A 14,358-nucleotide genomic window follows, 5' to 3' on the forward strand; every position below is an offset into this window, starting at 1 on the left:
TTATGAATATAGTAGAAAAAGTAATAGAAAGAATAGAAAAAACTCAGATTATTAAAAAAAATGATAGGATAGTTGTTGGTTGCTCTGGTGGACCTGATTCTGTTTTTTTATTAGAGGTTCTTTTAAAGATAAGAGAGGAGTATAATCTTTTCTTGGCTTTGGCTCATATAAATCACATGTACAGAGGTGAGGAGGCTAAAAGAGATGAGAACTTTGTAATATCTTTGGGAGAAAAATATAATATTCCTGTATTTGTAAAAGAAAAAAGTATGCAAAATCTGGCTCAAGAGAAAAAAATAAGTCTTGAAGAGGCTGGAAGAGAGATAAGATATAGTTTTTTTGAGGAAGTTTTAAAAGAGGTTGATGGAAATAAGATAGCTCTAGCTCATAACCTAGATGATCAGGTGGAAACTTTTTTATTCAGACTTATAAGAGGTTCATCATTTGAGGGTCTAGAGGGGATATTAGATGTTAGAGATAAGTTTATAAGACCTATAAATGAAATCTATAAATCAGAAATTATGGAATACTTAGATCAAAATATGATAGAATACAAAATAGATTCTACCAATTTACAAAATGAATATACTAGAAATAGTATAAGGCTTGATCTGATACCTTTTTTAGAAAAAAATTACAATCCTAAGGTAAAAGAAAAACTATATAATTTTATAAAAGAGATAAGAGAGATCAATGGTATTTTAGAGGTTGATTATAGCAGATATATAATTGATAATTATATTGATGTAAATAGATTATTGGAAGAAAAAAGTGAATATATACAAAAGAAAATAATAAATTATTATTTAAATAGTAATAATATCAAAAGTTCAAGAAATAAAATCGAGAATATAGTAAAAATACTATCTAACGGTGGTACTAAAAAAATAAAATTAGATAAAGACTATACTCTAATCAAAGAGTATGATAAAATATACATATCTTTAAACAAAAAAGAAGAAAAACAAGTCAAAGAGTTAGCGTTGAAAATTCCGGGAAAAATAATTTTCGGAGAATTTGAATTGGAAGCAACAATAGGAAGAGCAGAATTTAAGGGGGGAGATCAGGAATTTAAAACTAATCTTAAAAAAACCGATAAACTAATAGTTAGGGGTAGAAAGTCAGGAGATGTAATTTTTCTGAAAGGAATGGAAACTTGCAAGAAGTTGAAAGATATATTTGTTAATTCTAAGATACCAAAGGATATGAGAGAAAATATTCCAATCGTTGTGCATCAAAAAGATGATGGACAGGAAGAGATAGTTTGGATAGGTGGAATAAGAAAAAGTAAAAATTATTTTTCAAATCAAGAAGAAAGTGTGATATTAAAAATAAGGAGGAATTAGTGTGGAGGATAACAAAGATTTAAAAAAATTCTCAGAAGCTGAAGACAAAAAAGAAACAGTTGAAATTAAAGAAAACGCTGAAAATAAAATTGACGAAACAAAAGAATTAGGACACGTTGTACCTAGAATATTACAAGAAAATAATTTTGATAATAAAGGTGGACACGAGGAGGAAGAGGAGATAAAACCTTTTAGACCTGTTCACGAAGAAGATAAAAAAGAGGAAGTAAAGCCAGAAGAGGCAAAGGAAGAAAAAAAAGAAGAAAAAGAGGACAAAAAAGAAGAGTCTAAAGAAAAAACTACTGAGGAAAAAGAGATTGAAGATACTCTTGAGGAGAGAAGAGAAGAGCTTAAATCAAAACTTTCATCAGGAATGAAAAAAGTAAAAAAAGGAAGATTAAACTTTAAAGGTTTAGTAATGCTAATATTTATAGTAACATTACTTATGTCTTTACCATCTTTACTTGAAGGAGAGGAAAAAACTCCTACAACCACAGTTTCTTATACAGAATTTATTTCAAATGTAAAAAATAAGAAGATTGATTTTGTTGAAGAAAGAGAAGGATATGTTTATGGATACTATGGAAAGGATACTGATCAAAAAGGTTATAAAACTAGAATGATAACTGATAGATTAGGACAAGATAAAGAGTTAGTATCTATATTAAAGTCTACTAATACAAAGGTTGAATCTTTACCACCACAAGAGATGCCACTTATTTTAAGTCTACTTGCATCTTGGTTCCCTATGTTATTATTAATAGGTGTTTGGGTATTTATGCTTGGAAGAATGAATAAAGGTGGCGGAGGACCACAAATATTCAATATGGGAAAATCTAAAGCTAAAGAAAATGGTGAAGAGATTTCTAATGTTACTTTTAAAGATGTTGCTGGTATAGATGAGGCAAAACAAGAGTTAAAAGAGGTTGTTGAATTTTTAAAAGAGCCTGAAAAGTTCAGAAAAGTTGGGGCAAAAATTCCTAAAGGGGTTCTATTATTAGGAAATCCTGGAACAGGAAAAACTTTACTTGCTAAGGCAGTGGCTGGAGAAGCAAAAGTTCCTTTCTTCAGTATGTCTGGTTCTGAGTTCGTAGAAATGTTCGTCGGAGTTGGAGCATCAAGAGTAAGAGACTTATTTGCTAAGGCTAGAAAATCAGCTCCTTGTATAGTATTTATAGATGAGATTGACGCAGTTGGTAGAAAAAGAGGTTCTGGACAAGGTGGAGGAAACGACGAGAGAGAACAAACTTTAAACCAATTACTTGTTGAGATGGACGGGTTTGGAACTGAAGAAACAATCATAGTTTTAGCAGCTACAAACAGACCAGATGTATTGGACAGAGCTTTAAAAAGACCTGGAAGATTTGATAGACAAGTTTATGTGGATTCTCCAGATATTAAAGGTAGAAGAGAGATATTAGAGGTTCACGCTAGAGGTAAAAAGTTTGCTGATGACGTTGACTTTGAAACAATAGCTAAGAAAACAGTTGGACTTGTGGGAGCAGATTTAGCTAACCTATTAAATGAGGCAGCTATCTTAGCAGCTAGAGCAGGAAGAAAAGAGATAAATATGGCTGACTTAGAGGAAGCCTCTGAAAAAATAGAGATGGGACCAGAGAAAAAATCTAAGGTAGTCAGTGAAAAAGAAAAATTAAAAACAGCTTACCACGAAGCTGGACACGCTGTTATCAACTATCTATATATGAACGACACAGATCCAGTTCATAAAGTAACAATTATTCCTAGAGGATTTGCTGGTGGATATACAATGTCTTTACCAGAAGAGGATAGATATTATTATTCAAAAGAATGGTTTATCAATAGAATGAAGATGTGCTATGGTGGTAGAGCTGCTGATGAATTAGTTTCAAAAGAGTTAACTACTGGAGCAAGTCAAGATATAAAAGTGGCTACAAGTATAGCTCAAGGAATTGTAACAAGATATGGAATGAATGAAAAATTTGGACCTATATTATTAGATGGAACAAACGAAGGAGATATGTTCCAACAAAAATATTATAGTGATGCAACTGGTAAAGAGGTTGATGAAGAGATAATCAAATTAGTAAAACAAACATATAAAGAAACAGTTCAAGCTTTAATTGACAATAGAGATAAACTTGATGCCTTAGCTATGGCTCTTTGTGAAAGAGAAACAATAATGAAAGATGATTTTGAAGCTCTTATGAGAGGGGAAAAATTAAAACCATTAGATGTTAAAAAAGATGAGTCAAAAGAGGAAGTAAAAGAAGAGGTAGTTGAAGAGAAAAAAGTTGAGGAAATAAAAACTTCTGAAGAGGTAAAAAATACTGAGGAAGAAAAATAAAACCTTTACAAAATAAAAAAAGTATGTTATACTTTATGAGAATTTATTCTAGGATATAGGAATAGCCACCTATTTCTTGGGTTAAATAATAAAAATTAGGAGGACGGCTAACAATGAAAACTAAAGCAGAATTAATCAAAGAATTCGGTAAAAACGAAAAAGATACTGGATCTACAGAAGTACAAATCGCAATCTTAACAGAGGAAATCAAACACTTAACTGAGCACTTAAAAGTTCACAAAAAAGACTTCCACTCAAGATTAGGATTACTTAAAAAAGTAGGACATAGAAAAAGATTATTAAACTACTTAGCTTCTAGAGATATTGAAGGATACAGAGCTTTAATAGCTAAATTAGAAATCAGAAAATAGTCAATAATAAAAACTATCTCTTAGGAGATAGTTTTTTTATAATAGACTTGAAAGTTTTTAGAAAATAAAGTAGAATATTAATCATAAATATTGATTGTAGACTTTAGGAGGAAAATGTGAAGAAGGTAGGTTTTTTTAGAGGGTTGTCTCTCTCTAGAAAATTAATCTTAGGATTTATGGGAGCTATATTGATGGGAACTTTCCTATTGATGTTGCCAATCTCTACCACATCTGGGGAAGGGCTTGATTTTTTAACAGCCTTATTTACAATAACTTCAGCAGTTTGTGTAACTGGATTATCTGTGATAGATATTAGTAAGGAATTAAGTTTTACTGGGCAGATATTTCTATTGATATTTATTCAATTAGGTGGACTTGGTATAATGACATTCTCGTCATTTATTTTTCTTTTGCTTAGAAGAAAAATGAGCTATGGTGAGAAGGAGCTTCTAAAAGAGGAGAGAAACGTTGAAGACACAGGTGGAATTTTAAAGTTTTTGAAAAAGGTAATATTGACGGTTGTTACAATAGAGGGGATAGGATCTGTTTTTTTAACAATTAAATTTGTACAAGAGATGCCACTTTTAAAAGCTATTTATTTTGGGATATTCCATAGTATATCAGCTTTCTGTAATGCTGGATTTAGTTTATTTACAACAGGACTTGAAAAATATTCTGATTCGATAATAATTAACTTTACCATAGCTTATCTTATTATCCTTGGGGGAATAGGATTTGGGGTAATAGATAGTATTTTAAGATCAGTTAGAACTAAAAAATATAAATTAAATTTAACAGTGAAGGTAGCCATAATAATGTCTTGTTTTTTAACTATTATTGGAATGGTACTATTTTTTGTAATTGAAAATTCAAATGGTGGAACTATTGGAAATATGACTTTTTCAGAAAAGTTAATAGCTTCATTTTTCCAAAGTGTAACTACAAGAACAGCAGGGTTTAATACAGTGCCTATGGGTAACTTAAAACCAGCTACAATATTTTTATTTTGTATTCTAATGTTTATTGGAGCTTCTCCGGGATCAACAGGAGGAGGTATTAAAACCACAACAGTTGGAGTTTTAATTGTTTATGTTATTTCAATAGTTAAAAATAGACAGCACACTACAATTTTTAATAGAAGAATAGATTGGGAAGTGATGAACAAGGCCATAGCTATACTTATTATATCCCTTATGTATATCATAGTAGTAACTATGATAATGCTGTGTGTAGAAAATTTTGCACCTGAGGCTATAATATTTGAGGCTGTATCAGCTTTTGGTACTGTTGGACTAAGTGTAGGTATAACAGCGGATTTAGGTATTGTGTCAAAGATATTATTAATATGTACAATGTTCTTAGGTAGACTTGGACCTATGACACTTGCAATTGCTTTTGGTGGAGGAAAAAATGTTGAGAAAATAGTCTTCCCAAAAGAAAATATAATAGTTGGATAATTAAGGAGAAAATAGATGAAACAATATTTAGTAATAGGGTTAGGAAGTTTTGGAACAAATGTGGCAAAAACTTTGTACGAAGCTGGAGAAGAGGTTGTTGGAATAGACATAAACGAGAATATAGTTCAAGAGCTTATAAATAGTGAATATTTAGAAAATGCTTTTTCTTTGGACGCAACTGATGAAACTCAAGTTAAAAGATTAGATATTTCAACTTTTGATATAGTTTTTGTATGTATAGGAGCTGTTGAGCCTAGTATGATGATAACTTTAAACTTAAAAGAGTTTGGAGCTAAAAAAATAATAGTTAAGGCAGCAAGTCAAAAACATAGAAAACTTTTAGAAAAAATCGGTGTTGATCAGGTTATCTATCCAGAGGAATATATGGGAAGAAGAGCTGCATTAGTGGCTATGGAACCTAATATGATAGAGCATTTAAGATTTTCACAAAATTTCTTACTGGCTGAGGTAAAAGCTCCTTGTGAGTTTTGGAATAAAAACTTTATTGAGTTAGAGATCAGAAAGCATTATAATATAAATATAGTAGGAATTAAAAAACCAGATGGAAGATTTTTATCAAATCCTCCAGCGACAACAGTAATAGAGAAAGATGATATTTTAATAGTTATAACAGATGCTAAGACAGCAAATCAAATGAGCAATATATTAAAAAAGGAATTTAAAGAAGATTAAATTCTATCGGGAGGCAAAATAGATGTTAGAGTTTGATGTAATAGTAGTTGGAGCAGGTCACGCTGGTTGCGAAGCTGCACTAGCACCAGCAAGAATGGGACTAAAAACAGCTATATTTACAATAAGTTTAGATAAAATAGGTTATATGTCATGTAACCCCTCTTTAGGAGGACCTGCAAAATCTCATCTAGTTAGAGAGATAGATGCTCTTGGAGGAGAGATTGCAAGAAATATAGATAAGACTTTTATACAAATAAGAGTGCTTAATACTAAGAAAGGGCCAGCAGTAAGATCTTTAAGAGCTCAAGCTGATAAGGCTCAATATACTCTTCAAATGAAAAAAACTTTGGAGAATACTGAAAACCTTGATGTTATTCAAGGAATGGTAGTAGATATAATAGTAGAAGATGGAAAAGCAGTTGGAGTAAAAACAAAAGAGGGAGTGGAGTATAGAGCAAAAGCTATAATAATTGCCACAGGAACTTTTATGAGAGGGCTTATCCAGATAGGAGAGAACCATTTTGAAGGTGGAAGAATGGGAGAACTTTCTTCTGAAGAACTACCTCTATCTTTAGAAAAACTAGGAATAGGACTTGGAAGATTTAAAACTGGAACTCCAGCAAGAATTGATGAGAGAACAATAGATTTTTCTAAGATGGAAGAGCAACCGGGAGATACAACACCTCTTAGATTTTCAAACTCATCTTCATATGAAGAGCTAGCAAAGAGAAGACAGATCCCTTGTCATCTTCTTCATACAAATGAGAGAGTGCATCAAATAATAAAAGATAATAAGGACAGATCACCTTTATATAATGGTACAATAGTTGGAACAGGTCCTAGATATTGTCCATCTATCGAGGATAAAATATTTAAATATCCAGATAAGACACAACACCATATCTTCTTAGAAAAAGAAGGTTATGATACAAATGAAATATATGTAGCTGGACTTTCAAATTCACTTCCAGCTGATGTACAGTATGAGATTTTACACTCAATAGAGGGGCTTGAAAATGCAAAAATTATGAGATATGCCTATGCTATTGAGTATGATTATGTAAAAACTGAGGAGTTAACTTACTCTCTTGAAAATAAAAATATAAAAAATCTTTATACAGCTGGACAGATAAATGGAACTTCTGGATATGAAGAGGCTGCAGCTCAAGGGATAATGGCAGGGATAAATGCTGCTAGAAAAATCCAAGGGAAAGATCCTATCATTTTAGATAGAGCAGACTCATATATAGGAACTTTAATAGATGATATTGTTTCTAAAGGAACAAATGAACCTTATAGAATGTTTACAGCAAGAAGTGAGTATAGACTTATATTAAGAGAGGACAATGCTGACTTAAGACTTTCAAAGATAGGTTACGAAGTGGGGCTTGTATCAAAAGAGGAGTATGACAAGGTTCTTTACAAAGAAAAAGTTGTAGCTGAAGTAATTGAAAAATTAAAAAAACAATATGTTGGAAGTTCAAATCCAAGAGTCAATGAAGTGTTGGCAAAATATGATGAGACTCCAGTAAGCAATGGTATATCTTTATTTGAATTTTTAAGAAGACCAGAGGTTACTTATAAGGATATAAAATATGTATCTGAACTTATAGAGGAGTTTTCATTGGAAGATTATGATGAGGACATTGAATATCAAATAGAGATTCAAGTAAAATATTCTGGATATATAGAAAGATCTATGAAATCAATAGAAAAGCATAAGAGTTTAGAGGATAAAAAGATACCTGAAAACTTAGATTATGATGCTTTGGAAAATATTCCAAGAGAGGCTAAAGAAAAATTAAAATCTGTAAGACCTTTAAATATAGGACAAGCCTCAAGAATTTCAGGAGTTTCTCCAGCAGATATTCAAGTATTATTAATTTATTTGAAAATGAGAGGAAAAAATTAATGAGAGAGTATTTAAAGAATGGGATAGAAAAAATCGGTTTAGATATTTCTGATGAGAAAATAGATAGATTGATGGAATATTTAAAACTTTTGGTTGAGTATAATTCTCATACTAACTTAACAGCTATAAGAGATGAAGAGGGAATAATAGAAAAACATTTTTTAGACTCACTTCTTGTTATGAAATATATGGGGATAACAGAGGGAAAAGCAATAGATATTGGAACTGGAGCAGGATTTCCTGGAATGGTTCTAGCTATTTGTAACCCAGAGATTAATTTCACTCTTATAGATTCAGTTGGGAAAAAGGTAAACTTTTTAAAACAGGTTATTGAAAAGCTAGAATTAAAAAATGTTGAGGCTCACAATGTTCGTGCAGAGGAATATATCAATGATAAAAATAGAGAAACTTATGATATAGGACTTTGTAGAGGGGTTTCAAAATTAAATATTATTCTTGAATATGTAATCCCTTTCCTAAAAAAAGATGGAAGATTTTTACCACAGAAGATGGAAGGGACTAATGAGGAAAAAGATGGAGAGAATGCTTTAAAAGTGTTAAAGAGCAAGATTGTTGAAATCTATTCTGAAGAGTTACCATATTCAAAGGATAAGAGATTGATATTGGATATATTAAAAACTGCTAAGACAGATAAAAAATATCCGAGGGCTAATGGAGTACCTGCAAAAAAACCATTATAAAAATAAGAACAGAGGAGATTTGATATGAAAGATATTTTAATAAAAAATAAAAAAATGTTTTATATAGGTCTACCTCTTTTTTTAGTGTTTTTTGTTGCCTATATGGCAGTCTATCATCTTGAAACTTTAGTTGGATTTGGTTTTGGGCTATTCACTAAAGGGGGATTAAAGGTTGAAAAGATTAGCTTTGAAGAGGGGAGCAACAAAACAAAAGGAAAAATCTATTTAAAAAATTCAAAACTTTATGGGAAGAAAAAATATTTAATTGGAGAGATACCAGAGCTTACAATAGAGTATGATAGCTGGAAGATAAATGAGATTGCTATTTTTTCTCCTAAGATAAACTTTGTTAGAAATGGTGACAGTTACAATATAGTTGATATATTTGTAAGTGGTAAAAAAAGTAGTAAAAAAGAGTCCACAGCTGACCCAATAATAAAGGTTATAAATGTCTATGATGGGGATTTAACTTATTATGATGATACTTATACTGAGCAGATAGAAAAAAAAGTTGATAATGTTAATGGATATGTAAAGTTTTTTAAAGGATATAATACAGACCTTGAATTTAAAGGGATAGGTTTTGAAGATAACAAAGAAAAGATTTTTGTAAAATTTGATAATTCTACTGGAAAAAATGAATTTTCATTGGGCTTAAAGGATATAGAGTTCAATGATAAATTGTTCCAATTTGCTTATGATAGCAACGGAGCAGTAAAAGATGTAAGTGGACTAGCTAACTTAAATCTAAAAATAAACAATGAGGGATTTTTTGGAGAGGGTAAACTTGAAAATGGTAAGGCTAGATATACAGATCTAGATATGCCAGTGGATAATATAAACTTAAATATGAACTTTCTAGGAGAGAATATAAAAATAGATGGGGATTATCTTTTAGGTAGTTATCCAGGTAAGTTTAAATTGGACTACTCCAGTGAAAATGGTGTAAAAGTAGGATTTTATTTAAAAGATATTTTATTTAGTGATGCTGAGAAATATAAGTATCTGGGAGATTTAAATTTAGGATTAAAAAATTTAGTTTTGAATACAGCTGATGTAGTAATATCGTATAAAGATAAGCTAAGAGCAGAGATAGATTTTTATACTAAAAATGGAGATAATCTAGGAAAGCTTAATTTTAGTTCAACTAAAGGGAAATTTATTTATGAAGATGATACTTTCTATATAAATGATATTTATTCTAAAATTTATATAGAGAACAAGCTAACTGAAAGAGAAGTAAAAGGAAATTTAAAATTTAAAGATGGAAAAGGTGAAACAGATTTACATGTATTGGGTAATCCTAAAAACTTATTTTCAGACTTTAAAATTGGATTTAATTTTGAACTTGCAAAAGAGAAATTTTTATTTGAATTAAAATCTAAAATACTTGATATAACAGGAAACTATAACTATGAAGATAAAAGTTTAGAGTTAAATCAAGGAAAAGATTTTTATCTAAGATATGATATAAGTAAAAATTATTTGGAAAAAATAAATGGTAACCTTGTATTAGCTTTTAATAATTATAATATTAAGACTCTTTTAAGTTTAAAAGATGATATTTTAAATATTGAGTCAAGATTTGACAGAATGCAGAAAAATTCTCTTGGAAAAGTGGACGCTAAGGTAAACCTTAAAAACTTAGACTATTTAATAGATTTTGATATTAAGAATTTAAAACTTAGTGATACTAAGGGAACAGTGGCTGGAAACTTTAAGGGAAAAATAGAAAATAAAAATGGTGTCTTAGATGGACAGGGATTTATAGAGAAGGGAACTATATTTGATAAGATAAATAATATAGCTCTTAGAAGAATATATGGAATATTCAATATAAATAATAAGAATAAAGATAAGTTTATTGACGTCTCTTTTGATGGAGAGATTGGAAAACTAAAAGTACAGGGACAAACTTTCTCAGGTATAAAAACAAGTATAAGATTTTTTAATAATAAAGTAGATATAAATGAGTTCTCAAATAGATATATAGATCTATCTGGAAATTATGATGTAAATACTATGTTGTTAAATATTAATCTAAAATTGAGAGAGATAACAAACGAGGTATTAAAACTTCAAAATGTAAATTTTGAAATAACAGAGGCAGAGGGAAATATCTCTGGTGATGTTAGCAAAGGTATTGAGAACTTAGTCGGTGAAATAGATGTAAAAGATGCTAACTTACAACTTTTCTCAGATAAGAGTGTGGATTTAGAAGGAAAGGTTAAGTTAAGAAAAAATAATATTTATTCAGATAAGTTCTTGGTCGGAAAAAATAATTTAAGCTTTAATTACTCTTTAAAAAATGAAAAGGGAAATTATAAAGTTTTAATTGATGAAAATGAAATTATAAATGTGATACCTAATATGAGGTTGAGAGTGGTTGGACAAACCTCTGGAGATATTGTAAAAGGTAGAGTAAAAGGTAGATTTGCTACTGAAGTTAGGGGGCTAAAAGCAGGAGATAAATTCTTACCTAAAGTTGTTTTAAGTGGTAACTATAACAATGAAGGGGTAGAGTTTAAAAATATAGGTTTCTTAACTTTGGAAAATAAAATTACTCCAAATATAAATGGATTTATTGATTTTAAAGAGGAACAACTTAGCTTTGATATACCAAAACAAAATATAAGATTAAAAGATTTTGGAATTATGGAAAACTTAGATGGGGACATAGTCCTTGAGGGGCATATAGATGGACCTCTTACAGATCCAAACTATGAATTTAACTCAGAAAAAGGAAGTATATATTTTCTAAAAAAACAGATTGGAAATCTTAAATTTAAAGTTACAGGTAACAAGGAAAAAATAAATATAGAAAAGGTTGATTTTGTAGATAGAACAAATAGAATAAGTCTAAATGGTAACTATGATATACCGAGTGGTCTAGCAAATATAAAATCAAACGCCTCAATAAATAATCTTAGCCAACTTAATGCTATTCTTGAAAAGTATGGAATAAAAAATCTAAATGGAAAAACAAAGATAAATCTTGAGATAAAAGATAATGTTCCAAAAGGTGAGCTAGTGATAGAACAGTTAGGTGGAGATTTTGAGCCATTTAACCTATATTTAAAAAATGTCAATGGAAAATTGATCCTTGGTGAAAGAATGATAAATATAGACACCCTTACAGGAAAGATTAATAATGGTGGACTTAAGGTTTCAGGAAGTATATTATACAATGAAGATCAAGACACTCTATTTGCTAGTACATTTGAAAAAATGCAATATAATCTAGTGGTAGAGGGAAAAAATATAGATTATATCTATAAGGATATGATTAAGATAAACTTCAGTACAAGACTTAGATTTATAAAGGATAGTATAGGTGGAACTTTAAATATAAATGGTGGTAAAATCACAAATATAATAACTAAAGATTTTGGAATTTTCCAAAAGATAAAAGACTTCTTATCTAGAAAAGAAAAGACTGATCAAATGGTTATTAAAAATCTAGAAACTCCAATGACTAAGGGGATGGAAGATCCAAGCTCTAAGATGAGAGTTAAGATTAGAATTAACAATGAAAATGGTATAAAGATAGATATAAAAAGTATCTCTGGATATGTAACAGATATAAAAGGAGATATTCATAATTCAGGAACTTTATCAGGAACTTTAGAAAATTTAAACTTTTTAGGTGAAACTAACATCAAAGAAGGAGAGTTTAGCATTAATGGAAACAAGTTTTATATTGATAGAGCCGTTGCACTGTTTACTGATAAAAATCAAAATATCTTAAGAGCAAACCCAGATATAGTATTTATAACAAAGACTACTATAAACTCAAAAATATACGAGGTCTCTTTGATAGGTCCAGCTAGAAAAATGGATATGTATATAAAAAGTGGTAATGAGATCTCTGTAAGTGATGTTAATGGTCTTTTATCTAATGGGGGAAGTGAGAAGGGAGAAAATACAACTGCCTTTTTAACAGAATTAATCGGAGGACAGATCTCTGATATAGTGGTAAGTCCAATAGTCAATGTGGTTAGAGATATATTTGGACTATCAGACTTAAGAGTTACTTCGAGTATAGTTTCTCAAGAGAAAAAGAAAAATCAAGAAGAGGAATCTAATATGACATTTGGAGCATATGTTGAGGCTGAAAGTCCTCTTTATAAAGATAAGCTCTTCTGGAAAGCAAGATTTAATTTTATAGATACTACTGACACTTCTGACACTAATCCAAGTTTGGAGAACTTGATAGAACATGATTTAAGTATCTATTATAAAATAAATAAAAATATGACAGTTGGAGGTGGAGTTCAGAAGTTAAGAAACGACATAGATATATTTGAAAGCGACAAAAACAATTATATAGAATTCAAGTTTGAAAAAAGATTTGATTTTTAAAAAACGGGGGTAAGAATGAGAAAGCAGTTAATGGTTTTACTGAGTTTTATTTTTATGCTAGTCGCATATGGTAGCGAAACTCAAGTGACTAACTACAAGATTCAGGAGATATTAGTAAAAAATAATATCGAAGTACCTGAAGCTACTATTATCAATATGATGAGTGAAAAAGCTGGAGACAACTTTTCTACTGAAAATATGATAAGTGACTACAAAAAAATAAAAGAATTAGAGTATATCGACAATGTGACTATACATCCAGAATATTCTAATGACGGGATAAACGTTGTAGTTAAAATTCAAGAGAAAGAAAATGCTAAAGAATTATTAACAAATCAAGGTATTATTCCAATGTCAGAAAGAGATGTTGTTGACAAGAGTATTATTGTAAGAGATGTAAGAATACACGGTAATACAAATGTAAGCAAAAAAGAAATTATGAAAATGGTGCCAATTAAAGTTGGTGGATATTATTCTAAAAAAAGAATATCTGATAGTTATGAAAACTTAAGAAGATCAGGACTATTCAGACAGGTTGTTCCAGATATTAGAAAGCAGGGAAATGGAATAATTGTAGAATTTAGTTTAATAGAAAACCCAGTTATAACAGGTGTAAACATTATAGGAAACACTCTTTATACAACTGAAGAGTTAATGTTAGACTTCAAAACTAAGTCAGGAAAAGTATTAAATGTTAATGATTTAAGAGATGATACTTCAAAAATGCTAAAAAAATATCACGATGAGGGATATGTATTAGCTAAGATATTAGACGTGAGCTTAAACAACTCTTATGAGGTTGAAATATTCTTAACTGAGGGAGTTACTAGAAATATTGAGTATAAAAAAATGGTAACTAAACAAAGAGGTGAAAGAAGATTACCAACTGATAACCTATTAAAAACTAGAGAGTATGTAATAGGAAGAGAGGTTGAGTTAAAAGAAGATACTATATTTAATATTAACGAGTATAATGAAACAGTTAAAAACTTAATGAGACTTGGTTATATTAAAAATGTAAAATATGAAACAAGAGATATATTAGGAGATCCAGACGGACAAACTGTTGTATTATTAATCGAAGAGGATAGAACAGCTAGAATACAAGGGGCTATCTCTTATGGTTCTGAGCTTGGACTTTTAGGAATGTTATCTTTAGAGGAAACTAACTGGCAAGGAAGAGGGCAAGA

The 14,358-nt window shown here is 30.0% G+C and carries 9 protein-coding genes; all 9 read left to right on the forward strand.

Annotated elements, in window-relative coordinates:
• Positions 1-2 precede the first annotated feature (2 nt).
• Positions 3-1,346, forward strand: coding sequence for a tRNA lysidine(34) synthetase TilS (tilS, locus tag Q1J48_RS02195; protein ID WP_300360842.1), 1,344 nt, complete (start codon positions 3-5; stop codon positions 1,344-1,346).
• Between the two features lie 127 nt (positions 1,347-1,473).
• Positions 1,474-3,672, forward strand: a complete 2,199-nt coding sequence (ftsH, locus tag Q1J48_RS02200) for an ATP-dependent zinc metalloprotease FtsH (protein WP_498040964.1) — start codon at positions 1,474-1,476, stop codon at positions 3,670-3,672.
• Between the two features lie 113 nt (positions 3,673-3,785).
• Entirely contained in the window at positions 3,786-4,043 is a 258-nt protein-coding gene (rpsO, locus tag Q1J48_RS02205) for a 30S ribosomal protein S15 (RefSeq protein ID WP_300330427.1), read from the forward strand.
• A 176-nt stretch (positions 4,044-4,219) separates the two neighbouring features.
• A complete protein-coding gene (locus Q1J48_RS02210; protein ID WP_300330458.1) occupies positions 4,220-5,500 on the forward strand; it encodes a TrkH family potassium uptake protein in 1,281 nt (426 codons plus the stop codon).
• Between the two features lie 15 nt (positions 5,501-5,515).
• Positions 5,516-6,193 (forward strand): potassium channel family protein, encoded by a 678-nt coding sequence (locus tag Q1J48_RS02215; protein ID WP_300360843.1) that lies wholly within the window; start codon positions 5,516-5,518, stop codon positions 6,191-6,193.
• Positions 6,194-6,215: 22 nt separating this feature from the next.
• The gene (gene mnmG, locus Q1J48_RS02220) at positions 6,216-8,105 is read left to right on the forward strand and encodes a tRNA uridine-5-carboxymethylaminomethyl(34) synthesis enzyme MnmG (RefSeq protein WP_300360846.1); all 1,890 of its coding nucleotides are present in this window, start codon (positions 6,216-6,218) and stop codon (positions 8,103-8,105) included.
• Positions 8,105-8,806 (forward strand): 16S rRNA (guanine(527)-N(7))-methyltransferase RsmG, encoded by a 702-nt coding sequence (rsmG, locus tag Q1J48_RS02225; RefSeq protein ID WP_300330419.1) that lies wholly within the window; start codon positions 8,105-8,107, stop codon positions 8,804-8,806. Before mnmG ends, rsmG begins: the two co-directional genes overlap by 1 nt.
• A gap of 24 nt (positions 8,807-8,830) precedes the next feature.
• Positions 8,831-13,168, forward strand: coding sequence for a translocation/assembly module TamB domain-containing protein (locus tag Q1J48_RS02230; RefSeq protein ID WP_300360849.1), 4,338 nt, complete (start codon positions 8,831-8,833; stop codon positions 13,166-13,168).
• Positions 13,169-13,183: 15 nt separating this feature from the next.
• A partial coding sequence (locus tag Q1J48_RS02235; RefSeq protein WP_300360852.1) for a POTRA domain-containing protein occupies positions 13,184-14,358 on the forward strand: 1,175 nt, incomplete at its 3' end.

Origin of the sequence: Fusobacterium sp., from assembly GCF_029258315.1 — a bacterium.
Classification (GTDB): Bacteria; Fusobacteriota; Fusobacteriia; order Fusobacteriales; family Fusobacteriaceae; genus Fusobacterium_B.

Excerpts from the sequence above, each read along its gene's own strand:
- tilS (WP_300360842.1), top strand. The coding sequence starts at position 3 with ATGAATATAGTAGAAAAAGTAATAGAAAGAATAGAAAAAACTCAGATT.
- rpsO (WP_300330427.1), top strand. The coding sequence starts at position 3,786 with ATGAAAACTAAAGCAGAATTAATCAAAGAATTCGGTAAAAACGAAAAA.
- Q1J48_RS02210 (WP_300330458.1), top strand. The coding sequence starts at position 4,220 with ATGGGAGCTATATTGATGGGAACTTTCCTATTGATGTTGCCAATCTCT.
- Q1J48_RS02215 (WP_300360843.1), top strand. The coding sequence starts at position 5,516 with ATGAAACAATATTTAGTAATAGGGTTAGGAAGTTTTGGAACAAATGTG.
- mnmG (WP_300360846.1), top strand. The coding sequence starts at position 6,216 with ATGTTAGAGTTTGATGTAATAGTAGTTGGAGCAGGTCACGCTGGTTGC.
- rsmG (WP_300330419.1), top strand. The coding sequence starts at position 8,105 with ATGAGAGAGTATTTAAAGAATGGGATAGAAAAAATCGGTTTAGATATT.
- Q1J48_RS02230 (WP_300360849.1), top strand. The coding sequence starts at position 8,831 with ATGAAAGATATTTTAATAAAAAATAAAAAAATGTTTTATATAGGTCTA.